Origin of the sequence: Streptomyces sp. NPDC014894, assembly GCF_043080985.1 — a bacterium.
In the GTDB taxonomy this organism is placed as follows: Bacteria; Actinomycetota; Actinomycetes; order Streptomycetales; family Streptomycetaceae; genus Streptomyces.
Window position 1 is genome coordinate 75009 of the sequence record NZ_JBIBWD010000018.1, and the last position, 22479, is coordinate 97487.

Genomic DNA, 22479 nt, shown 5'->3' on the forward strand with positions numbered 1-22479 from the left:
GGCCCGCGCGTCAGCGGGCCTGGTGCACGGGGGCGTCGTCGCGGTCCGGAGTCCGCTCGGAGTCCTGCGGTGCGGCAGGTGTGGCAGGTCCGCCGGGCGGGGCGGCGGGTGAGGCGGCCGGGCGGGCGCCCTGGTCGAAGACCGCGCCGACGACGACCACGACGGCTCCGGCGATCAGGATGAGAGAGACGCCCCAGGTGGCGTGGGTCGCGCTGGCGCCGACGATGGCCAGGGCCGCCAGCGGGGCCAGACCGCCCGAGAGGGCGGCGCCCAGCTCCCGTCCGGTCCCGACCCCGCTGACCCGGACGTCCGCAGGGAACTGCCGCGAGAGGAAAGCGCCTTGCGGGGCGAACATGGCCGGGGCCAGCACACCCGTCGCGATGATCAGGCAGAGCCAGATCACGACGGAGTTCTGAGTGTCGAGCAGCACGAAGAACGGGAAGGCGAAGAGCGCCGAGGCGATGCCGCCGCCCGCGAGCACCTTCCGGCTGCCGAAGCGGTCGCTGGCCCAGCCGAAGAGCGGCACGGTGACGATGGCGGTGGCGCTGGCCAGGGTGACGCCGAACGCGCCGACGCTCGCCGAGACGTCCTGGAAGTCCGAGAGGTAGGCCAGCGAGAAGGTCTTGAAGATGTAGCTGAGCGCGTTGTATCCCAACGAGACGGCCAGGACTATGAGAAGACCGCGCCGCTGCTTGCGCAGCAGGGTGACGAAGGGCAACTGCGAGGGGCCCTCCCGCTCCTGCTTCTTCTTGCTGTCGTGGAAGTCGGGCGACTCGGGCACACGGCTGCGCACCCACAGACCCACGCCCGCGAGGGCGAAGCTCGCGACGAACGGGACGCGCCAGCCCCAGGTCAGCAGGATCTCCTCGTCCAGGCTGGTGAGCAGAGTGACGGTCAGCGACGACAGCAGCAGTCCGAGGTTGAGTCCCAGGGCCGGCCAGGCGCCCTGACGGCCGCGCCGGTTCTCGTCGGCGTGCTCGTAGGCGACCACCGCCGCACTGCTGTACTCGGCTCCGGCGCCGAGGCCCTGGAAGATGCGCAGGACCACCAGGGCGACGGGCGCCGCGACGCCGACGGTGTCGTACGTGGGCAGCAGCCCGATCAGACCGGTGGAGACGCCCATCAGAACGAAGGTGATGATCAGTACGTTCCGCCGGCCGATGCGGTCGGCGAGATGGCCGAACAGGACGCCGCCGAGCGGGCGGGCCAGGAATCCAGCCGCGAAGGTCGCGAAGGCGGCCATGGTGCCGGTCGCGTCGTCGCTCTGCGGGAAGAAGATCTTGCCGAAGACCAGCGCGGCCATCGAGGCGTAGAGATAGAAGTCGTACCACTCCAGCGCGGAGCCCACGATGGTGGCCGTGGCGACGCGGCGGCGGGCGACGGCGGGGGGCGGTCCGGGGTCCTGCGCGGCATTGTGCGGGGCGTTCGCCATGGGCTGTCCTCGATCACCGTTGAGAGGGAGGGGAAGAGACTGGGCAGAGAAGAGGGGGGTGGATTGGGTCGGCGGGGAGCGGTCAGGCCGCGGCGGACTCTTCGCGTACGGCCCGGGCGGCATCCCCGTGGCCGAGCTGTTCGAAGACGTCGGCCGCGATCCGGCTCCCGATGCGGAGGCTCGACGTGGCCGCGGGTGACGGCGCGTTGAGCACATGGACGGCGCGCGGAGTGCGGTTGATGACGAAGTCGTCGACCAGTCGTCCGTCCGCCGTGACGGCCTGCGCCCGTACGCCGCTGCCGTGCCGCCGCATGTCCCTGCTCTCGATCTCCGGGAGCAGCCTGCGGACATCGCGGACGAACAGCGGCCAGAACAGCGAGCGGCTGATCTCGGTCACCCCGTGCCGCCAGAAGCGCCGGGCGAGACCGCGCAGGGCCGGGTCGCACAGCAGCTCGCCCACCATGCGGGGATCGATGTCGCGCCAGCGGTAGCCCTGACGGGCCAGCGCGGGCACGGCGTTGGGGCCCACATGGACCGAGCCGTCGAGCATGGGGGTGATGTGCACGCCGAGGAAGGGAAGCTCGGGGTCGGGCACGGGGTACACGGGGTTGTTGACCAGCCCTCGGCGGCCGGGCCTCAGCTCGGCGTACTCGCCCCGGAACGGCATGATCCGTACCGTCGGGCGGTCGCCGGCCGCCGCCGCGATCTTGTCGCTGTGCAGGCCCGCGCAGTTCACGAGGGTCCGGGCCCGGATCTCCCCACCGGGCGTGTGGATCACGGTCCGGTCCTCGGCCGCGGTGAAGGAGAGGGCGGGTGACCGCGTACGCAGCTCGGCGCCGAGTTCCGTCAGCTCGGCCGCCAGCGCGCCGCACACCCGGCCGAAGTCGGTCATGGCGGTGTCGGCGACGGACAGCGCGGCCACCCCGGCGACATGCGGTTCCCGCTCGGCGAACTCGGCGCGGCTCAGCCGCCGCACCGTGACGCCGTTCGCCCGGCCGCGCTCCGCGAGCGCGTCCAGGCCGGGGAGCTGGGCCGCGGACGTGGCCACCACGAGCTTTCCGGTGCGCTTGACGGGCACCTCGTGCTGCTCGCAGTACCGGATCATCTCCTCCCCGCCGGCCCTGGCCAGCCGGGCCTTGAGGGAGCCGGGCGCGTAGTACAGGCCGCTGTGGATGACGTTGCTGTTGTGCCCGGACTGGTGGGCGCCCCAGCGTGCCTCCTTCTCCAGGACCGTGACGGACAGGCCGGGCCGGGCGCGCAGCAGGGCCCGGGCCGTGGCGAGCCCGAGCAGCCCTCCTCCGATGACGGCGACGTCGACGGCACGTGACATCCAGCAGCCCCTTCCGGTGGCGTGAGCGAGGAATGCGCAGCGACTGTATACATTCGCTGCGAGCGAAAGTGAATGTATATAGCCGCTGCGTAGGTGCGCAAGAGGTAGAGTCACGAGGTGACCCGAGCAGCCCGGACCCCCAGCACGAGCAACAGCGCCGGCGTCATCGCCGAACGGCTACGCACCTCCATCCGCGACGGCGGACTGCTCCCGGGCACCCGCCTGGTGCAGGAGAAGCTCGCCACCGAGCTGAAGGTGAGCCGCATCCCCCTGCGCGAGGCCCTGCACACGCTGGCCGCCGAGGGCCTGGTGGAAGTGCAGCCGCAGCGCGGCATGGTCGTCGCGGAACTCAGCCACGGCGAGATCGCCGAACTCTTCGAACTCCGCCTCCAGATGGAACCGCACCTGGCCGACGAGATCGTGCGCGGCTGCCGCGACCGCGACATCGACGAACTCCAGCGCCTCGCCGACGAGATGCGCCGCCTGGGCGCCGACGCGGCGGGCCGGGCCACCCTCAACTACGAGTTCCACCGACGCGTCTACGCCCTCTCCGAGCGGCGGCTCACCCTGCGCTTCGTCGACCAGCTGCTGCACCTCGTCGAGCCGTACAGCCGGCGCTGGGCGCGCTCGGGTCACGACCTCGAACGCATCGACGACGAACACCAGCGGATGGTCGACGCGCTGCGCGACCGCGACGCCGAGGCTCTGCGCCGCGTGATCACCGCGCACGTCGAAGGAGCCCGCGACCACGTCATGGCCGCGCAGCGCGGCGCGTGACCCTCGGACCGCGCTCCCGCTCGTAGGCGAGCGGTGGACTTGGGCGGCGTCCGAAAGGGTCGCCGCGCCGACGCGAAGCACCCGACCCGCGAGACGGAACACCACCGGCGGGCCCCGGTCCCGACGGTCGCCCGGGCGCTCGGCAGCACCGGGAGGCGCCGGGCGGATGCGCGGCCGGTGGTCCCCCGGCGCGCGCTCCGGGCGGCCGGCGACCGGGGTACGCCGGCCCGCCGGTGCGAAGGGCACGGGTCCGGTCGTCCCTTTCCGAGGTCTGCCGACGCCGTTCGCGTCCGGCTGGAACCCGCCCCGGCTCAGCCGCGTCACAACGGCGGAACAAGCCCGTCGTACACCGTCCTCCAGGGGGACCTGTGCGCAGCAGAGCCTCACGCTCCGTCGTCCTGTCGGCAGGGGCCGCCCTGTCCGCCGTCGGCCTGGTGCTCGCCCACGGATGCGGCCGGGACGAATCCGGGAGCGGCAGGGAGACGCGGGAGCGGCGTGCCTCGCAGGTCGCCGCGGCCTGGGACGGGTCGGCCGCGGCATCCGAGTGGCGTTCCGGCTTCCACCCCATGGGCGACATGGTTCAGCTGCCGAAGGGCGGCCCGCGGAGCAAGGCCGACGCGCGGGCCGTGAGGGAACGCGGCTTCGTTCTGGAAGGCAGGTTGCCGGCCGCCCGGCCGCAGGACGGCCGAGTGGCCTGGGACGGCGGCGAATCGCTCGCGCGCCCCCTGGCCGGGGCGCACGAGTCGTTCGAGACGCTGACCGGCGCTCGCGTCGGCGGAAAGCCGCACCTCACGGTGACCGGGGCGAAGCTGGGCGAGATGACCGTGGCCACAAGCCGCGGCCCCGCCGTGGTCCCGGCCTGGCTGTTCCGGTTGAAGGGCTACGACTCTCCTCTCAAGCGGGCCGCCGTCGCCCCGTCGACACTCCCTCAGCCGCCGATCGAACAGGCTCGCGAAGACCCCGGACACCTCGACCGGCTGGTCGAGGTGTCCTCGGACGGACGGTCGGTGACCGTGGTCGCCCTGCGCGGCGCCTGCGACGGCGACTCGGTCGTGGAAGTGCTGGAGACACGGGGCAGCGTCGTGCTGTCCGCCACGGTCGAGGACCCTCAGAACGGCGGCGACTGCACCGCGCAGTTGCTGTCGCAGCAGGTGACGGTGACGCTGAAACGCCCCGTCGGCGACCGCGTTCTGCTCGACGCGCACACCGGCCGTCCGGTTGCCTGCAAACCATGGCTCGGGCCGTCGCCGAGCTGGAGCTGAGCCGCGCACCTCCCCACGGCGCGGACACGCTGCCGTCGTCCGCACCGGCTGTTCCGTACTGTCCGCCCTGGCCGCACCGGCTGTTCCGTACCGTCGAACCGTGGCCGCCGTCGTCGAGGACCGAGCGCTGTGGACGGCCGAGGGTCACGGACGGCGCGCCAGGAAGACGAACTCCTTCCCCGGCCGGTCGGGTGCATCGCGGACGTCCTCCACCGTGTAGCCGTGGTCGGCCAGATCCCGTTCGACTTCCTCCCGCTCGCGGAAGCGCAGCGTGGAGTCCGACGTCAGCACCGCTCCGTCCGCCGCGAACACGTAGGTCCAGCGGAATGTCACCAGAGGCAGGCTCACATCGGTCACCCGGCCCCAGCTCTCGACAGCGCCGACGCCCGGGATCTCTGTCACCTCACGGGTGTTCTCGCGGGTCCACTCCTCCCAGGCGCGTCCGGCCGGGTCGCGGGTCTCGAAGACCAGACGCCCGCCGGGGCGCAGTGCCTCGTAGGCTCCCCGCAGCGACTCGTGCCAGGTGTGCGGGTCGGCGACGGCCTGGGCGACGTTTCCCGTCATCGTCGCGAGGTCGACCCGCGACGGGGGAAGGTCTGTCGCGTCGCCGACGATCCAGCGAACGCGCTCGCCACCCGGCTTGGCCCGGGCGATGTCGATGGACGCCAGGGCGGGATCGACCCCGATGACGTCGATTCCGCGATCCGCCAGAAGAAGCGCGAACACCCCGGTGCCGCAGCCGATGTCCAGCACCCGGCGCGCCTCGCACTCTTCGGCGATCCGGAGGTACGCGTCCAGATCGCCCCGGTCGGAGTGGAGCGCATCGTAGATCGCGGCGAGCCGCGGACGCGCGAAACAGTCGTCAGCCATGCTGCCGAAGGTAGCCGTCGCCCGGCCCGAACAGCCACCCGGTTCCCGCCGGGCCGGCGACGCCAGGCCCGGTCGAATCCCGGTGCGGTGACGGCCCAGGACGCCGTGTCCTCCGTCGTCGGACCTCGCGCGTCGCCGTCGGGGTGTCGAGCGACGCGCGCCTCCGGCCTCCGGTCGAGGAGCCTCCGTAAAATCCGTTGGAGGACCCCGGCGACCGCTGCTAGCCTCCCGGAGGCCGTGGGAGAGAACGAGGAGGTGGTACCCGTGAACGCAGTATCGACATGGGTGCTCCCCTCCGGGGCCGCGGTCGGGCGGTAGATCGTCCGGGAGCGCCGTTCACAAGCGCTCCCGAAAGGCACGATCATGCGGTTCACTTCCGAGAAGCTCCTCGACGACGGCGTCCTCGAACGCGAATTCGCCTTCGGCGAGATCCCCGGCACCCTGTGGACGCCGGAGAACAGCGTCGCACCAACCCCGCTGATCCTGATGGCCCACAACAACGGCCTGCCGAAGAGGGATCCCCGGCTGGCGGCCCGGGCCCGGCACTCCGCGACGCACGGCTACGCGGTGGCCACGATCGACGCCGCCGGGTGCGGCGACCGGCCCCGTTCCGCCGCCGACGAGCGGGCCCGCGCGGACCTTCACCGAGCGTTCCAGTCCGGTGAACCGGCCGACGAGATCCTCGAATCCTTCATCGGTCCACTGGTCGAAAAAGCGGTCCCGGACTGGCGGACCACCCTCGACGCCCTCCTCGCGCTGCCCGGGATCGGCGGCCCGGTCGGGTACGCGGGGTGGACCGCCGTCGGCATCCGCCTCGCGGCGGCCGAGTCGCGCATCGCGGCCGCCGGACTCTTCGCCGGAGGCTATGTGCCCCGCGCCCAGCGCGAGGAGGCCCGGCGGATCGCCATTCCGCTGCTGTTCCTGCTGCAGTGGGACGACGAGGGCAACCCCCGGCAACGCGCCCTGGACCTGTTCGACGCCTTCGGCGCCAGGGAGAAGACGCTGCACGCCAACCCGGGCGGGCACACCGGCACCCCGTGGTTCGAGGTGGAGGACGGGAACCGGTTCTTCGACCGGCACCTGAAGCGAGGCCGGGCCGTCAGGGCGCCGGCAGAGGGCAGCCGGTGACGGCCGGGCCACCTCTCCCGCCGTGAGCGGTGGCCCGCAGCCGCGCCCCCGATCGCGCCGCCACCGGCGGCCGGCCGGGGGTGCTCGGCCGCAGGGGCCGTCCGAAGGAAGGGTCCCTCGCATCGGGAAACAGACCAGAGGGCCGCTCGCCTCTCCGACCAGCGCACAGGTCGACCCACCGAAGTAGTCGTCTCCGTCTTCGGCGGGGTCGGGCCATCGTTTCGGAGGACCCACGCCCGGTCGACGCGACGGCTGGAGACCTGAAGGCCGCGGTGGGCCGCGACCACGTGGCGGACACGGTCTTCGGGGTCGGAGGCCAGCTGCGCGGAGAGTTCCGGGGACAGATCCGGATTACGGGGCGCGACGGAGCGGAGCCGGGGGTCAGGGTCGGTGGCGAAACGGTTCAGGGCTGCCGGCGGGAACGTCGGGACCCCCGCCTTGTCCCACCAGAATGTGAACTTGTCCCGTCGAGGGCGGTAGCGGCGCTCGATGCTCTCGGCGGTCTCGGGATCGACCAGGTGCGGGGCGGTGTACGCCATGGTGAGACGGACGATCTCCTCCTCGTCGTCGAGCAACCGGGCCAGCCGACGCCGCCGGGCTTCGGCTCGCAGCGGTCAGGTCTCACTCGCCGGGTGTGACGCGGGCTGCTGACCACCGCCGCGTCCCCGTCGTTGCGCCATGACGGACGAGCGTCTCCCCGTAACAGCTTCCCGCACAGCTCCCCGCGCAGGACTTCCCGAAGCGCCTTCCCGAGGCGGTGGAATCCCGGCCCGGCGCGCCGCGGGACCGCTGCTCTGGCTTCAGCCGGATCCGGGTGAGTCCGTCCGACGCCGCGACGGCGTTCCACGCCGAGATCCAGGACACCAGCGCTCCGGGCCGGCTCCGGCTGCTGGAACCGATCGAAGGGCCGGTGTGCTCGCCCCCCGGCACCGGGGCCGGCATTCCCTGTGCGCACGGCCCGTTGTGGCCGTGCACACGTCGGGAGGCGCGCCGCCCGACGCTCCGGGAGCCGCCGAGGTGACGCCCCGACCGCGATCCCGCCGCAGGCCGGACCTCGCCCGTCGCGGGGCCGCGCGCCGGGAGCTCAGCGTCGGCGGCAGCGATCCCGCAGCTCCGCGATGACCGCCTTCTCGTGCGTGTTGAGATCCCCGTCGACCGTGGCGACCCGTTCGGCGGCGTGGACGACGTCCGTGAGGTCGCCGGGCTCGGCGTCGACGCGGTGCCATACCTCGTCCGGGTCGATGGTGACGACGTCGGCGAGTTGCTCGTCATCGACCTGATGCCGTTCCCGGGCAAGCCGTGTCAGTCGCTGGAACAGCAGGCGCTCGGCGTCGGAGATCTCGTCGTCCGCGTTGATGACGAGCCACGCGACCCACAGCATCAGCCTCGGGTGCCGCGTACGCCGGATCAAGGTCTCGGCGAGTTCGATCACCTCCGCCTCGCCGCGGAAGACGGATGTGGCGTGGCGTCCCGCGGCCACGGTCGTGTAGCGGTTCATGAGGATGGTGAGGGGGATCCCGACGCCGGGGATGCCGAACTTGATGACGTTGCGTTGCAGAAGATGCTTACCGACGAACGGAAGGCTCTTCGCGGCGGCGAGGACCGGACCGGAGTAGTACTTCTTGAGGGCTTGCCGGACCAGGCCGGGTACGAACTTCATGCTGCCGCGCGCGACCTCTCCGGCCTTGATGCCGAAGGCCACCCGGACGAGTTTCATCATGTCCTCGGGATCGTCCACGTCCAGCGGAATCCGGTAGATCACCGCGATGTCGTGGGCCAGGCGCATCTGCAGCTGGGTGATGTACGTCAGATCGACCATGAACGTCACGACACCCGCCGGAACAGTGGCGGCGCTGGCGCCGCCCAGCGACCCGATGGTCGCGGCGACGGTCCCGGTGTAGAGGCTGGAGGTGATCCCCCCTTGAATCATGGCGTTCTTCGCCGCCAGCTGGATCTGCCGCCCGACGATGCCGTCCGCGGGCACCCCCTGGTACTTCTCCTGGAAGTACTCCCACGTGGCCTTCTCCGTGTACGACCGCAGAGCCTGGGCGCAGAGTTTGGTGAACCAGCCGCCCGATGTGATGTCGTCCGAGCTGAGGCCTTGGACGAACTCGCGCAGTTTGGCGCGCTCCTGTTCGATGGCTTCGCGGTCGGCATCGTCGTCGGCGCCGACGGAGCCGGGCAGCACTTCGGTCACAGCGGGGTCCCCTCCCAGATGGTTCAGCGACCTGCCAGGCTGCCAGATGTGGGCGATCCGCAGGGGCCGATCGGACGACTGATGCCTGTGCCTGTGCCTGTGCCCGTGCCTGTGGACGTGGGCGCCGACCGGTCGGGATCTCGCCCGGTCTCCGTGGCGGTCGGCCCCCGGCCATGGTGGCGCCTGACGTGAATCGTCCTCCGCCGCGCAGATGCGGGTCGGGGCCGCGGACCGGGCCGAATCGGTCGCGGCCCAACCCCGGAAGATACTCCGATTAGGTTAAATGAATGAGTTAAACACGTGGGTAAGTGTTGATACTGTTCGGGCGGAGGGAGACAGACATGGCATCCGAGGAAGAGCTGTTCGCGAGCGTGGACGCGCTGCTGGCGGAGGAGCCGCAACTCCCGCCCCCGGCGGAGCGCGCCCGGCTGCGGGAGGCCGCGGGAATCACTCAGGCGCGCCTCGCGCAGGCCCTGAAGTCGACCGTGCAGACCGTCAAGAACTACGAGAACGGCCGCTCGGAGCCGAAAGAGCCGCGCCTGTCCGCGTATCAGCGACTGCTGAACGGCTGGGCGGCGAAGTATCCCGCCCACTCCGCGCATCCCGCCCACTCCGCTCAGGACACTTCCGTACCGCCAGCCCCTCCGGCCTCGGTGACCGTGCCTCAGCCGACCGCGCCGGAGACGTTCACCGGCCCGGCCGCGCCCGAGGCCGCCGCGCCGGAGACGACCACGCCGGCTCAGGCCCCGTCCCTCCAGACCGCGCCGGAGCGGTCCGCCGCCCGCCCGGTGACGCCGTCGCGCCGACCGGCCCGCAAGCGCGTGGTCCCGAACATCGCCGCGCCCCCGTACCAGCACGGCCCGCTCGCCGTCCTCGACGGCGACGGCTCCGCGTACGGGGTCGAAGGCATCGTGCTCGACTGCCCGGCGACCACCGTCCCGGAACTGGTGGAGTGGACGCTGAAGGAGTCCGGCCTCGGCGCCGCCAAGCTGAACCGCTACGGCAAGGACTCCGACCCGCTCATCGTCCTCACCGCGTCGGCGGCGGTGAAGCTCGGACTCCCGGAGCGCCTGGAGGGCCATGAGCAGCGCCGCTCCCTGCGCCTGCCCGAGGACCACCCCGTGGTCAAGCAGGTCGCCAAGGCGAAGTGGCAGCTCACCCAGCGCGGGTTCGGCCCCTGGGCACGGATCTACCGCAAGGCCCAGGGCAGGGAGAGGCAGTGCGTACAACTAGCCCTCCTCTCCTGGGACGCCCTCGACCCCCGGTCCTGGCCCGGCGTCGCGGACATGGAACCGGCCGACATCGCCCGCGTCCTCGGCGTCTACGCCACCCGCGTCATCACCCCGCGCGGCTCCACGGCCGTCTCCGGCCTGGAGCTGATGACCGCGCTGCGCCCGCCGACGAAGGCCGTACGCGACGAGGCGACCGGGAACTGGGTGTCCGGCCGCAACCCCGGCTCGCTCGGTACGGAGCCGATGGACCCGGCGCCGCCGGAGGCCACCCCGGAACACCCCGTGGTCGTGGACTCCGGCTGGACGGGCGGGTTCCTGAACGAGGAGGCGTACCAGTGGGTGCGCGACGTCGACCTGCTGACGGACGAGGAGTGCCTGCGCCCCTTCGCCGTCGGCCTGGACCTCAACACCGCGTTCCTCGCCGCCGCCGCCCGCCTCACGGTCGGGCTCTCCGCCCCGGACCACTTCCACACCCCGAAGTTCAACCCCAAGATCCCCGGCTCCTGGCTGGTCGACCTCTCCGGGATCGAGCTGGACCCGCGCCTGCCCTCCCCGTTCACACCGGACGGCAGCCGTCCGACCGGTCCGGCCTGGTACCAGACGCACACCGTCGCCTACGCCCAGGAACTGGGGCACGACGTGCACCCGATCGAGGCGTATCTGCGCCGCGAGACCGGCGCGTATCTGGATCCGTGGCACGACCGGCTCAAGGCCGCGTACGTCGACACCCTCGCCGACCTCGGCGTCACCAAGGCCCTGAACGACGTCGAGTTCCTGGCGGCGATGGAGCGGCACAAGCAGGTCGACCCGGCCCTGAACGCCGTACTCTCCGCGATCAAAGCGACGGTCAAGGGCGGCGTCGGGAAGCTGCGCGAGCGTCCGCAGGGCAGGAACTACCAGGACGGCGAGCGCTGGCCGGCCCTCCAGCGCCCGACCTGGCGACCCGACATCCGCGCCGCCGTCATCTCCAAGGCGCGGGTCAATATGCACCGCAAGCTCAACAACATGGTCAAGATGACGGGCCTGTACCCGCTCGCGGTGCTGTCCGACTGCGTCGTCTACCCGTCCCCGGGCGCGTCGCCGCTCGACTTCCTCCCCTACGCCGCCTCCGGCAAGCCGCAGCCCGGCGGATTCCGCCTCGGATCCACCCCGGGCCTGGCGAAGCTCGAAGGGGTGCAGCCGATGCTGTGGGCCGTCGACCTCATGGAGCAGGGCCTCAACCCCGCCCGCCACATCAAGGGCGACGGCCACGACGCCGTCCTCGACGAAGGGGAGTGACCCGTGGCTGAGATCGAGGACGCGATCGAGCGCGCCGACCGGGAGGGGTTCACCCGCGAACCGCCCAAGACGCTCCAGGGCCGCATCAACTTCCTCCTCCGCCGGCTCGGGTCCGCGAAGGCCGTCGCGGCGGAGCTGGGCGTCACCGCCGACTCCGTCAACCGCTACCGGCGCGGGGCCCGCAAGCACCCTCCCAAGGACATCGCGGCCAAAATCGACGACGCGGTCCGCTCCCGCTGGCAGCCCCGGATCCGCAAACGCCGCCGCGAACAGGCCGCCGCCACCGGCATCACCGTCGAGACCCGCGCCCGATTCGGCTACACCGCCTCCATCGGCTCCACCGACGACGGCCGCTTCCGCCGCCTCACCGTCCGTCTCCCCCCGGCGTACGCGCAGCGCCTCTTCGACGCCCGCGAGGCGGGGGAGGGCGACCAGCGGATGCGCGAGATCATCGCCGAGGGGTTCAAGGAGGTCTACTTCCAGGACGGCGGGGGCCGCGCCATGGGGCTGTCGGACGTCGCCATCAATGACATCGACTACCTGGATCTCGGCTACTGAGCTTCGGTGCCTTTCGAGGCGAGCGTCGGGCGGGCCGGCCAGCCGTGGAGAATGCGTTCGATCGGGCCCCTGCCCCCGGTCTACGCTGCTGCGATGGAACGTACGAACACGAATACGGGCACGATCACGGATGAGGAGTACTGCCGAATCTGCGGCTACGGGGACGGCGGGCTCATCTGGGAGAACGGCTGGCCCACGGCCGTCATCTGCCCCTGCTGCGGTACGGAGTCGGGCATCGGCGACATGGGTGATCCGGGCACCTGGGAAGGGCTCCGGGGCATTCGCGACTACCGCGGCTACTGGGTCGGCAACGGGGCCCGCTGGCACTCTCCCACGCTGCGTCCCAAGGAATGGGATCTGCTCGCCCAGCTCGCGGACATCCCGACCGTGTGGCGCTGAGGCGCACACACCGGACTCGCCTGCCCCGCCATCGTTCCCTGGGGCGGCTCCGTGCTCCCGCCACGGAGCAAGTCGCCGCGCCCGCCCCGCGTACGGCCCGGCTCACGGCCTCCGAGCGCGATCGGTCGGAAGTCTCCGGGGCCACCGTTCGCTCGGACGACTCCGCAACGGCGGACCGCGCCGGGTCTCGGCCGGACACGGCTGCCGGGGAGGGTGTCCGTTCGGACTCTCGGGGAAGCTCCTCTGACCTGGTGATTTCATGGCGTCTGCCTAGCCTGGGGAGTGCTGCTGGACACCACCGGAGAGGGACTTCATGACGAGGGACGCAAGCGGATTCGACGCGAGCCGCGTCCAAGTGCTGGAAGGGCCCGAAGCCGTGCGGAAGCGGGCCGGGATGTACGTCGGCTCGACCGGCGAACGGGGCCTGCATGAAATGGTGTTCGAGGTCGCCGGCCTGGCGGTGAACGCGGTCCTGCCCGGTCGCGTCGGCTACGTCGACGTGGCGCTCCTGCCCGACGGGGGAGTGCGGGTCGCCCACGACGGACCGGGCGTCCCCTTCCAGGCCGTGGACGACACCGCCGGTCCGGGCCTCGAGGCGCTGCTGACCCAGAGGTGCGCCGGGGCCGGGCCCCTGGGCCGCCACGTCGCGGCTGTGTCGCACCTCGGCCCCGGAAGGCTCTGCGTCGCCAACGCTCTGTCGAGCCGTCTGACGGCCGAGGCGCGGTACGAAGGAGTGCGCCGGGTGCAGGAGTACGCGCGCGGCGTCGCGGTCGCCCCGCCCGCCGTTGCGGGGCCGGCGACCGGAAGCGGAATCACCCTCGCCTTCTGGCCGGACGCCGACGTCTTCGAGACCGCGGAGTGCTCGTTCGCCGTGCTGGCGGAGCGCTTCAGAGAACTGGCCTTCCTGAACCGGGGCCTGGGCATCTCCCTGACCGACTCACGCACCCCTGGCGGGTCCCGATCGGCGCGGTTCCGGTTCCCGGCCGGGACGCGGGACTTCGTCGCGTTCCTCGACTCCAGGGCCGGGGAGCCCGTTCATCCGGACATCGTCGGGTTCGAACGGGAGGACCGCCGGATGGCGGGGACGATGGAGGTCGCCCTGCGGTGGTGCCACGCGCGCGACGCGCGGGTACGGAGCTTCGCCAACAGCCGGCCCACCCCCGAAGGCGGCACGCACGCCGAGGGCCTCCGCGACGGCGTGGCGGCCGCGGTCAACGCGTACGCGCGAAAGCGGCGACCGCTGACCGGAACCGGAACCGGAACCGGAACGGACACCGACCTCGGCGCCGACCGGATCGGCGAGGGCCTCACGGCGATCGTGTCGGTGAAGCTGGACCATCCCGAGTTCCTTGGTTCCACGCGCGGCCTGCTGGGCAGCACCGCGGTTCGCGCCTGTGTCGCGGAGGCCGTTCGGGAACACCTCGAAACGTGGCTGGAGGAGCACCCGGAACAGGCCGCCGCCATCGTCGGCCGAATGCCCTGGGGCATCTGAGAGGCCGCGCTCTCCCGATTGCTCGTCCTGATATGCGGACTTCGCTGGATGACGTCCGGCCGTGCCAGGGGCTGGTGGTCTCTCGGGTGCGGCAGCGGGGAGGCAGTTCGGGCACCCTGCGGTGGACCACTGCTTCGCAGCGGGCGGGAGCGCTCTCGGGCCGGACCCGGTGGAGCACCAGCCCGTCGTACGCCCACCGCTTCGGGATCGGTGCGAATCCTCACTCGTGGACCAGCTGATCGCCGTCGCGGACGGGGATCTCGCTGCCGCCCTCGTCGGCCGCGAGGAGCTGAGCCACGCCCGGGCGCGCACCCTGGCCGCCCGCGCCGCGAACGGCCTGTTCGGCTCGGAGTACACCTCGTAACCGCAGCCCCCGCACGCCGAACGAGCGGTGAGCGCCCCCCCACAGCCCCCACCGGCTCCCACTGCCCCCACCGCCTTCGCGCCATCACCGCGCTCGCTGGGCCGGGGCCGGGAGCGGGCCGTCGCCTCCCGGTGGTCCCGTCGAAGGACGCGCGGCGTACGGTCGGCGCATGCACGATCAGCGAGGCCAGGATCAAGGCGTCGGCGAGCCGGAGCGCAGGCAGGTGACCCCGTCTTCCGGTGCCACCGACGGGGCCCCGGGGGCCGAGGCGGTGGTGTTCGTCTGCGCGACGTGCGGCGTTTCGCTGACGGGGCCGCTCACACGGCTGCTCGAAGTTCCCGAGGCTCCCCACTACGCCTGGTGGGACGCCGACGAGTTGGGCCCGTCGCCCGCGACCGTGCCGTCGGGGTGCTGCGCGATCGAGACCGCCCCGTACGGCGGGCCCCGGGCCGTCGTTCAGACGTCCGGGCCGGTGATGCCTCGCCACGGAAGCCGGTGGAACGCGGAGGGCAAGCCCTTGGTGTCGCGGGGCCCGCGAGGCGGCATCGTCATCAACCCGGACGACGCGCGGGGTCTGGAGCTGCGTCACGTGTCTCCCGCCTGCTGCGGGGCGACCCCGGACGGCGGAATGAACCAGCTGTGCGCCTGCGGAACCCTCGTCGCGACCCTCTGCTCGGACTGCTGTCTGCCGTACGAACTCCATCTCGAGGCCGACCGCGTCCGAGCGGTTCGCTCCTGAGCCGCGAGCGGCTCCTTTTCTCACCGGCATGCCTTCGCCGGTCAAGCGCTGACCGGTGTCTGCCGCCGCTGCCGGATCTCGCCCATGAGGCGGTCCCGCAGGTCGTACCCGGGTCATCGAAGCCAGGCCGCCACGCCCACGCGGGCCGACACCTCGCGAAGGACCACCCGCGACCGCCAGTCGGCCCGGACGGGCCGTCAGGGCGGAGCGCTCGGCGCTACGGCGGCGTCCTGCGCCGGCGCCCGAATCCGCTGGGGAGCCGGGGCGGCCGGCTATCGGGGCCGGGACACTCGTCCGCCGGCCCCGGCAGGAGGCCCCGGGGCCGGCGGACGGCCCCCGGGGCCTACGCCTCCGGCTGGACCTCGTCGGCCTGCAACCCCTTCTGTCCCTGGACCGCCACGAAGGTGACCTTCTGGCCCTCCTTCAGGGACTTGAAGCCGTTGCCCTGGATCGCACGGAAATGCACGAACAGATCGGCTCCGGATTCCGGCGTGATGAAGCCGTATCCCTTTTCATCGTTGAACCACTTCACAGTGCCGTTCTGGCGCTCGGCCATGTCATCCCCCAGTCAGGAACAGGCGATCATCGTCGTCGGCGAAAAGCCGCAACGATCATGGCATGCGACAGTCCGCATGACTACGGAACATCACGGAATCACCCGATGGAGAGCATGGGCCGAAATCGTCCTCCCAAGACCTCGCCGCCGAGGTGCGCGCCGTCTGGAGCCAGGGCCTCGGGCGCGTCCGGGGCAGGGGCTTGGGCCTGTCGTTCGTCCGCCGCGCGCGCTACCGGACCGCTGTCGGCGAGTCAGGGCCGGCGATCCGGCGGGCCCGCCCGCCCGGGAGAAGGAGTGGGCGCGGGCTCCTGGCCGAACACCCATGGAGCGAGGACGACCATCCAGCCGTCGGGGTCCTGGAACAGGACGGCGCCGTACCGCGTCCAGTACGGGTTGGCCGCCTCCACCGGCCGGTGGCCGCGCTCCATCAGCCGGGCGGCGATCGTGTCCCGGGCGTCGGCGCCGCGCAGGTAGAGCACGAGCTGGTTCTCGGGGTCCGGTTCGGGAACGCGGGGCGGGCTGCCGTGCTGGGTGATCTCCATCTGCGCCGCCGCGCCGGGCAGACCGAACACAGCTCCGTCGTATCCATCGTGATCACGCCACGACGCGATCACCGGCAGGCCCAGATCCTCCCGGTAGAAGGCGAGGACATCGTCGAACCTGCCGGTGGGCCGCGCGAAGCGGATCGCGCCGACGGGCAGGTGCTCGGGCCAGATCTCAGTCATGACGACCACGTTGACACCCCACCGGCACCGGTCCCAGAGACCTTGGGCGGGCACGCTCTGCGTCTTAAGGCTTACTCCCTGCGACCATCGGTCCCGCGCCGGACCGGGCGCGGGGAGTACGACCGGCTGCGCGGTACGCCGCCCCGGCCGATGCGCCCGCCGGTTCGGGCCGTGGTCGTGTTCCTCGACGCCGGGCCCGATCCGGAGACGGTCCCCGACGCCCCCGCCGGGGCCGCGCCCGCGAGAACGCCCGAGCGACACGGCTCGCGGGCCCCCGTGCACCACGTCCTCCGCGCCCCCGGCGGACCGCGTCGACCAGGGCATCGGCCGGGTCATCGCCCCCGGCCCACGGATTTGACAGTGGATCTCCCCTCGATACATCCTTTCACTACTCAATTAGTGAAAGGATGTTTCTGTCGGATGCTCGAATACCGCATCGACCGGCGCAGCGGCGTTGCGACCTATCTGCAGATCGTCCAGCAGACCAAGCAGGCCCTGCGGCTCGGCCTGCTGGAGCCCGGGGACAAGCTCCCCGCGGCCCGCGAGGTCGTGGAGGCCACCGCCGTCAACCCGAACACGGTACTCAAGGCCTACCGCGAGCTGGAACGGGAGGGGCTGGTCGAGGCCCAGCGCGGGCTCGGCACCTTCGTCCGAAGATCGCTCGGCACCGCGTCGGGCGACTCCCCGCTGCGGGCCGAACTCGCCGAGTGGGCGCGGCGGGCCCGGGCGGACGGGCTGGAGCGGGACGACGTGGCCGCGTTCTTCACCGCCGTGCTGGACGAGTACTTCGAGAACATCCGAGAGGGACAGTGATGACAACGACCGCCATCGAGGCGACCGCGCTCGGCAAGCGGTTCGCGCGGCGCGGGGGCTGGGCGCTGCGCGACTGCACGTTCCGGCTCCCCGCCGGACGCGTCTGCGCGCTCGTGGGACCCAACGGTGCGGGCAAGTCGACGCTGATCGCCCTCGCCGCCGGGCTGATCGCCCCCACCGAGGGCACCGTCGCCGTGCTCGGCGGTCATCCGTCCGACGCCCGTCCCGGCATCGGGTTCGTCGCCCAGGACAAGCCGCTGTACCCGCGGCTCACCGTCGCCGAGACGCTCCGCATGGGCGCGGACCTGAACCCCGGCCGCTGGGACGCGGCCACCGGGGAGCGGGTCGTGGCCGACGGCGACCTGGACCCCGACGCCCGGATCCGTTCGCTCTCCGGCGGCCAGCGCACCCGCGTGGCGCTCGCCCTCGCCCTGGCGAAGCGGCCCGAGCTGCTGCTGCTGGACGAGCCGATGGCCGACGTCGACCCGCTGGCCCGGCACGAGCTGATGGGCGTCCTCATGGGCACGGCCGCCCGCCACGGCACCACGATCGTGCTGTCCTCGCACGTGATCGCCGAGCTGGAGAACTCCTGCGACCACCTGTTGCTGATCGGCGACGGCCGTGTCCGTCTGGCGGGCGGCATCGACGACCTGCTGGCCGCCCACCGCCTCGTCCACGGCCCCGCACAGGAGACGGCCACCGGCGCCGTCCGCGACCTGGGCCCGAACACCGTGGTGGTGTCCTCCCGCACCACCGGCCGTCAGCGCACCGCCCTCATCCGCCCCGCCGGCCCCCTGCCCGACGGCTGGCGGAGCAGCGAGCCCTCCCTGGAGGAGCTGGTCCTCGCCCACCTGCGCAGTCCGGCGGCGCCCGCGCTGGCCCTCGACCCCGCACGCATACCCGCCACGTCCCAGGAGACGACCGTATGACCGGCCCTGCCGCCGCCCCCGCGCCGACCCGGCGTCCGCCCGCGGCCGCGCCCCGCCAAGCCCGGTGGCTGCTGCGTCTGCACCGGCCGGCGCTGTGCGTCTGGGCGGGGCTGGTGATCGTGGTCTCGGCCGCGCTGCTGTGGCTGGGCGGCCCGCTCACCGACGCCGCCGCGACGGCGTGGCGGCAGTACGACGCGTGCGGCACGGCGGCGACGTGCGCGTACGACCAGCGCGCCATCCTGCGTTACCGGGACGTCTACCAGTACTCCATGGTCGCCGTCCTCGCCGTCCCCTTCCTCGTCGCCGCCTGGGCCGGGGCCTCGCTGACCGGCCGGGAGCTGGAGACGGGCACGGCCCGACTGGCCTGGACCCAGTCGGCGTCCCCGGCCCGCTGGCTCGCCGCCCGGCTCGCGGTCCCGGCCGCCCTCATCGCCGTCGGCACCGGCCTGTTGGCCGGGCTGTACCACCTCGCCCGGTCCGAGGGGCGGGGCCGCTCCATCGACACGGCCAAGTCCTGGCACGACAGCTCGAACTTCTTCGCGAGCGGCCCGACCGCCGTGGCCCTGGCCCTGACCGGCCTCGCCGCCGGAGCCCTGGCCGGCCTCGTCTGGCGCCGCTCCCTCCCGGCCCTCGTCACCTCGGTCGTCGCCACAGCCGGCGTGTTCGGCGTCGTCCAGTCGGCACTGCCCCGCCTGTGGCCCAGCACCACCCGGGTCAGCAGCCTGACGCTCGACGCCCCGGCAGGCACAGGACTGACGGTCGACGCGGGCGTCCTCACCTCCACCGGCACCCGGCTGCCCGACCCCGGCTGCGGCATCCACTGGACGAAGGCCGAGTGCCCCGCCGTGTACGACAGGCTCGGCGCCGTCAGCCACTACCGCGACTACCATCCGCTCTCGCACTACTGGCCCCTCCAGCTCACCGCGACCGCCCTCGTCCTCGCCGTCGGCGCCCTGCTGGTCCTCGCCGCGTTCCGCCTGCTGAAGCGCCGTACCGGCGGAACCCCGCCCCGTGCGAAAGCCGTCGCGTGAGCGCCGGCCCTCGCCGTCCGCGGCCGTCCCGCCGAACCGGCCGGCGGCACGGAGTCCCCGCCCGGCGGTCTGCGACCGTCTCCCGCCGTCCCGAGCCGCGAACGCACACCCGTGGGGCCTGTGCCCGGCGGCGCGGGATCCGTCGGGACAGCGCGCGGCACGCGCGCCCGTACGGCCGACGCCGCGGGGACGACGGTCCGATCCCGGCGAACACCGGCGGCGAGATCGCCGTCACGGCCTTACCGCACCCCCCGCGTGCCGACGCGTGACCGGGTTCACCGGCCGTCGACCGCGACGCCGGGCCCGCGGCCGTCCCCGATGAGACGCGCCGGCGGCGCTGACGCGGGAGCCGTACGCACGGTCGGCCGGCCCCGCCGCGCCGCCCGCTGACCGGACCTCCGGAGCCCGGCTCCCGGACGTCCGCGCCGCCGGACCGTCGCCGCGCCGCCGGACCGTCGCCACACCCTCGGCACCGTGCCGCGGAACGCCTCCCGGACGTGCTCCGACGCCGGGCGGACCTCCCTTGTCGCGAACCTCTCAACGATCCCCCCTGTCCTTCTCAAGAGATTGATCTCCGATGTCGATATCTGTTCGGGAGCAAGAGCCGAGTGCTCGCTCCGCAGGCGAGTCCTCCCGCGGCCGGCGGCGGTGGGACTGGCCTGTGCTGGTGATATGCGCGGTGTCGGCGCTCGTGGTGGGACTGCTGTCTCCGCCCGACACGGCCCAGCAGGCGTGGGGCCTGATCGCCTCGGCGGGATACGCGTGCGCCGCCCTGGTCGCGGCGAGGCAGTCCCTGTCGTGGGCCCGTACCCCCGCGACGATCGCGGTCGTCGGCGCGGCGGTCGTGCCCCTGCTGTACCTGATGGTGATCGGCAAGGCGCAGATGGAGGTCGGCGTCGTACAGCGGGCGGCCGACCTGCTGCTCTCCTCCGGGACCCCGTACAACACCGCCCTGCACGAGGTGAAGGACTTCAATCCCTACCTCCCCGGCATGGCGCTCTTCGGGATACCGCACGTGCTGTTCGGCGACAACCCGTTCACCAGCGCCCGCTTGTGGTTCGTCATCGGCTTCCTCGCCGCCGTGGCCGGCGCCGTACGGGTGCTGACCAAGGGCCGGGGCGCCGACGCCGGTCCGTACGGCACCGCGCAGGGCATCACGGCGTGGACGGGCGCGCTGTGGCTCGTCGCCTGCCCCGTCGTCGCGCTGCCCCTCGCCATCGGCGGCGTGGACCCGCCGGTCATGGGGCTGATCTGTCTGGCTCTGGCCTGCACGCACCGGGGCAGGGCCGGACGCGCGGGCCTGGCCGTGGGCGCGGCGGCGGCGCTGAAGTGGACCGCCTGGCCGGCCATCCCGGTGATCCTCGCCGTGCTCGCGGTACGCGAGGGGAAGCGCGCCGCGCTCACGTGCGCGGCGGTGGCCACGGCGATCCCCGTGCTCTCCGTCCTGCCCATGGTCCTGGTGGACAGCGACGCGTTCTACCAGAACGTCGTTCTCTATCCGCTGGGCCTCGGCCCCACGGCGTCGTCCGCGCAGAGCCCCTTGCTCGGGAGCCTGATCGTGTCGCTGGTCCCCAACGGCAAGGCCGTCACCGTGGCGCTCATCGGGCTGAGCGCCCTGGGCGTGGGGATATCACTCCTGGTCCGCCCGCCCCGGAACACCGTCGCCGCCGCCGACCGGATGGCGCTGGGTCTCATCCTGGCCATCGTGCTGTCCCCGGCCACCCGCGTCGGCTACGCCATCTACCCCATCGTCCTCCTCGTCTGGCCCCGCTTCGCCGCCGCCCTGTCGCCGGACCGGCCCGCCGATCGCCCTGACCCGGTCGAACGGGAAGCCGACCGGAAGACCTCGGAGCCGACCGGCTCCTGACACCCCGGCGGGTCGCGGTCCGGAGCGAGCGGCCGAGGGGAGACGCGCGGATCCGAACCGGCGGCACGCGCCCCGCACCGATGCTTCGCCGCTCGGCGGGGCCCAGTTCTCGTACCGCCGTGCCGGAACAGGGCCCCGCCGAGCGGCTCCCGCCAGTCGCCCTACGCCGCTCGCGGCCGCCGAAGGCCGTGTCTCGCCCCGCCGCGGCTCATCTCGGGGGCGACGGGGGAAGCCCGGGTCCCGAGAGCGGTCAGGTCCAGCCGAGTTCGGTGAAGACGCGACCGGCGCGGATTCCCTCGATCGCCGCGCGGGTGTACGGCACGATCGGCTCGGGCAGCGCGTCCAGGGGCCACCAGGCCCAGCCCGCGCACTGGTCCGGCTCACGGACCACCGCCTCCCCGTCCCAGGCACGGGCCCGGAAGACGAGCTGCACCCGGGGCAGGCCGCCGGACCGGTCGGGAGTGTGCACGACATGGACGAGTTCGAGATCCTCGGGCCGGATCCGAAGGCCCGCCTCCTCCCACGCCTCGCGCACCACGGCCCCGGTCGCCGGCTCCTGCTCGCAGTGCCCGGCCAGAAAGTGGTGGATGGATCCGGCGAACGACGAGTCCGGGTGACGCAGCCCCAGCAGCACCTGTCCGTCCCGTTCCAGATAGAGGTGGACGCCGACGATGTGCGGGCGGGTCCGGTTCACCGGCGCGGCGGCGGTGTCGGTCCGGGGCGGCGGGAGGGGCCGCTCGGCCCGGTGGAGGTCGATGACCCGCTGGGCCCACGGACACATCGTCAGATACGCGATGGTCGCGGTGTCGAACCACCGGTACATGATCCCCTCGGTCACGGGCAGAGCGTCGGCGTCCCCGTCCCAGGCTCCGAGATAGACCTGGATACGGCCCTTGGTGTGCCCGTCCGGCCCGACGGACTCGACGACGGTGAACGGTATGAGCCCGCGAACGGCCAGCCCGGTCTCCTCCGACAGCTCGCGCTCGGCGGCCTCAAAGGCTGTCTCCCCGCTCTCCCGGCCGCCTCCCGGAATGCTCCACGTACCCGGGTCGCAGATGTGCGGCTTGTTCGCGTCGCGCAGATGAAGCAGGTACTGACCGGCCGGGTTGACCAGCAGCACCGCTGCGCCCTGCGGCTCGGAGGGATCGTGCATGGGACCGCCTTGTCATCGGGGAGAACGAGTGGACGAGATCGCTGCCCGGCCACGGACACACCTCTTCGGAGGGGGTGACCGGCTGTCAGGGTACGGTCATCGCGTCGAGCGGCCGGGCGGGCCCGAACCCCGGCAGCACGGCGGACAGGACAGGCAGGCACGAGGCCGTCTCCGCGCTCGTCGCGGGGTCGATGCCCCGGCGATCAGGACGGCGGCCCGGCCCCCGGCCCTTTCCGGCGATCAGGACGGCGGCCCGCCCCCCGGCCCCTTCTGGCGGACAGCGGAGGCGCACTCCTCGGCCGGGCGGCGGCCCGGGGTGTCATCGGCGGGCCCCTTCCCGCGGGGCG

The 22479-nt window shown here is 72.7% G+C and carries 20 protein-coding genes; 13 read left to right on the plus strand and 7 right to left on the minus strand.

Annotated elements, in window-relative coordinates; all coding sequences use genetic code 11:
- Positions 1-10 precede the first annotated feature (10 nt).
- Both ACF089_RS31515 and lhgO read right to left on the minus strand, forming a co-directional pair.
- The gene (locus tag ACF089_RS31515; RefSeq protein ID WP_392034098.1) at positions 11-1432 is read right to left on the minus strand and encodes an MFS transporter; all 1422 of its coding nucleotides are present in this window, start codon (positions 1430-1432) and stop codon (positions 11-13) included.
- Between the two features lie 82 nt (positions 1433-1514).
- Complete coding sequence (gene lhgO, locus ACF089_RS31520) at positions 1515-2762, minus strand: L-2-hydroxyglutarate oxidase (RefSeq protein ID WP_392034101.1); 1248 nt, start codon at positions 2760-2762, stop codon at positions 1515-1517.
- A gap of 117 nt (positions 2763-2879) precedes the next feature.
- Here lhgO and ACF089_RS31525 point away from each other — a divergent pair, with 117 nt between their 5' ends.
- Together ACF089_RS31525 and ACF089_RS31530 are read left to right on the plus strand one after the other, a co-directional pair.
- Positions 2880-3539, plus strand: coding sequence for a GntR family transcriptional regulator (locus ACF089_RS31525; RefSeq protein WP_392034104.1), 660 nt, complete (start codon positions 2880-2882; stop codon positions 3537-3539).
- A 368-nt stretch (positions 3540-3907) separates the two neighbouring features.
- The gene (locus ACF089_RS31530) at positions 3908-4801 is read left to right on the plus strand and encodes a hypothetical protein (RefSeq protein WP_392034107.1); all 894 of its coding nucleotides are present in this window, start codon (positions 3908-3910) and stop codon (positions 4799-4801) included.
- A gap of 144 nt (positions 4802-4945) precedes the next feature.
- On the opposite strand, the gene ACF089_RS31535 is transcribed toward ACF089_RS31530, so the two are convergent.
- On the minus strand, positions 4946-5671 hold the full coding sequence (locus ACF089_RS31535) for a class I SAM-dependent methyltransferase (protein ID WP_392034110.1): 726 nt from the start codon (positions 5669-5671) through the stop codon (positions 4946-4948).
- A gap of 363 nt (positions 5672-6034) precedes the next feature.
- Here ACF089_RS31535 and ACF089_RS31540 point away from each other — a divergent pair, with 363 nt between their 5' ends.
- Positions 6035-6799, plus strand: coding sequence for an alpha/beta hydrolase (locus tag ACF089_RS31540; RefSeq protein WP_392034113.1), 765 nt, complete (start codon positions 6035-6037; stop codon positions 6797-6799).
- A 1084-nt stretch (positions 6800-7883) separates the two neighbouring features.
- Here the strand turns inward: ACF089_RS31540 and ACF089_RS31545 are convergent.
- On the minus strand, positions 7884-8996 hold the full coding sequence (locus ACF089_RS31545) for a hypothetical protein (RefSeq protein WP_392034116.1): 1113 nt from the start codon (positions 8994-8996) through the stop codon (positions 7884-7886).
- A gap of 341 nt (positions 8997-9337) precedes the next feature.
- Between ACF089_RS31545 and tap the strand changes: the two genes are divergently transcribed.
- From tap to ACF089_RS31575, 6 genes are all read left to right on the plus strand, one after another.
- Entirely contained in the window at positions 9338-11506 is a 2169-nt protein-coding gene (gene tap / locus ACF089_RS31550) for a telomere-associated protein Tap (RefSeq protein WP_392034119.1), read from the plus strand.
- A gap of 3 nt (positions 11507-11509) precedes the next feature.
- Positions 11510-12064 carry a telomere-protecting terminal protein Tpg gene (gene tpg, locus ACF089_RS31555; RefSeq protein ID WP_392034122.1) on the plus strand — a complete coding sequence of 185 codons (555 nt, stop codon included), beginning with the start codon at positions 11510-11512 and terminating at the stop codon, positions 12062-12064.
- Positions 12065-12157: 93 nt separating this feature from the next.
- Positions 12158-12463, plus strand: a complete 306-nt coding sequence (locus ACF089_RS31560; RefSeq protein WP_392034125.1) for a hypothetical protein — start codon at positions 12158-12160, stop codon at positions 12461-12463.
- A gap of 313 nt (positions 12464-12776) precedes the next feature.
- The gene (locus ACF089_RS31565; RefSeq protein WP_392034128.1) at positions 12777-13955 is read left to right on the plus strand and encodes a DNA gyrase subunit B; all 1179 of its coding nucleotides are present in this window, start codon (positions 12777-12779) and stop codon (positions 13953-13955) included.
- Between the two features lie 226 nt (positions 13956-14181).
- Positions 14182-14319 (plus strand): hypothetical protein, encoded by a 138-nt coding sequence (locus ACF089_RS31570; protein ID WP_392034131.1) that lies wholly within the window; start codon positions 14182-14184, stop codon positions 14317-14319.
- 169 nt (positions 14320-14488) lie between these two features.
- Positions 14489-15058 carry a hypothetical protein gene (locus ACF089_RS31575; protein ID WP_392034133.1) on the plus strand — a complete coding sequence of 190 codons (570 nt, stop codon included), beginning with the start codon at positions 14489-14491 and terminating at the stop codon, positions 15056-15058.
- Positions 15059-15401: 343 nt separating this feature from the next.
- Here the strand turns inward: ACF089_RS31575 and ACF089_RS31580 are convergent, their stop codons facing one another.
- The gene (locus ACF089_RS31580; protein WP_392034136.1) at positions 15402-15614 is read right to left on the minus strand and encodes a cold-shock protein; all 213 of its coding nucleotides are present in this window, start codon (positions 15612-15614) and stop codon (positions 15402-15404) included.
- A gap of 251 nt (positions 15615-15865) precedes the next feature.
- Positions 15866-16339 carry a VOC family protein gene (locus ACF089_RS31585; RefSeq protein ID WP_392034139.1) on the minus strand — a complete coding sequence of 158 codons (474 nt, stop codon included), beginning with the start codon at positions 16337-16339 and terminating at the stop codon, positions 15866-15868.
- A gap of 420 nt (positions 16340-16759) precedes the next feature.
- Here ACF089_RS31585 and ACF089_RS31590 point away from each other — a divergent pair, with 420 nt between their 5' ends.
- The 4 genes from ACF089_RS31590 to ACF089_RS31605 all read left to right on the plus strand — a co-directional run bounded on the left by ACF089_RS31590 (position 16760) and on the right by ACF089_RS31605 (position 20979).
- A complete protein-coding gene (locus ACF089_RS31590; protein WP_392034142.1) occupies positions 16760-17152 on the plus strand; it encodes a GntR family transcriptional regulator in 393 nt (130 codons plus the stop codon).
- A complete protein-coding gene (locus tag ACF089_RS31595) occupies positions 17152-18081 on the plus strand; it encodes an ABC transporter ATP-binding protein (RefSeq protein WP_392034145.1) in 930 nt (309 codons plus the stop codon). Before ACF089_RS31590 ends, ACF089_RS31595 begins: the two co-directional genes overlap by 1 nt.
- Positions 18078-19112: an ABC transporter permease gene (locus ACF089_RS31600; protein ID WP_392034148.1), complete on the plus strand. Its 1035-nt coding sequence runs from the start codon at positions 18078-18080 to the stop codon at positions 19110-19112. The genes ACF089_RS31595 and ACF089_RS31600 overlap by 4 nt, the downstream gene beginning before the upstream one ends.
- A gap of 661 nt (positions 19113-19773) precedes the next feature.
- A complete protein-coding gene (locus ACF089_RS31605; RefSeq protein ID WP_392034152.1) occupies positions 19774-20979 on the plus strand; it encodes a glycosyltransferase family 87 protein in 1206 nt (401 codons plus the stop codon).
- Between the two features lie 250 nt (positions 20980-21229).
- Here the strand turns inward: ACF089_RS31605 and ACF089_RS31610 are convergent, their stop codons facing one another.
- Positions 21230-22132, minus strand: a complete 903-nt coding sequence (locus ACF089_RS31610; RefSeq protein WP_392034154.1) for an NUDIX domain-containing protein — start codon at positions 22130-22132, stop codon at positions 21230-21232.
- Positions 22133-22479 lie beyond the last annotated feature (347 nt).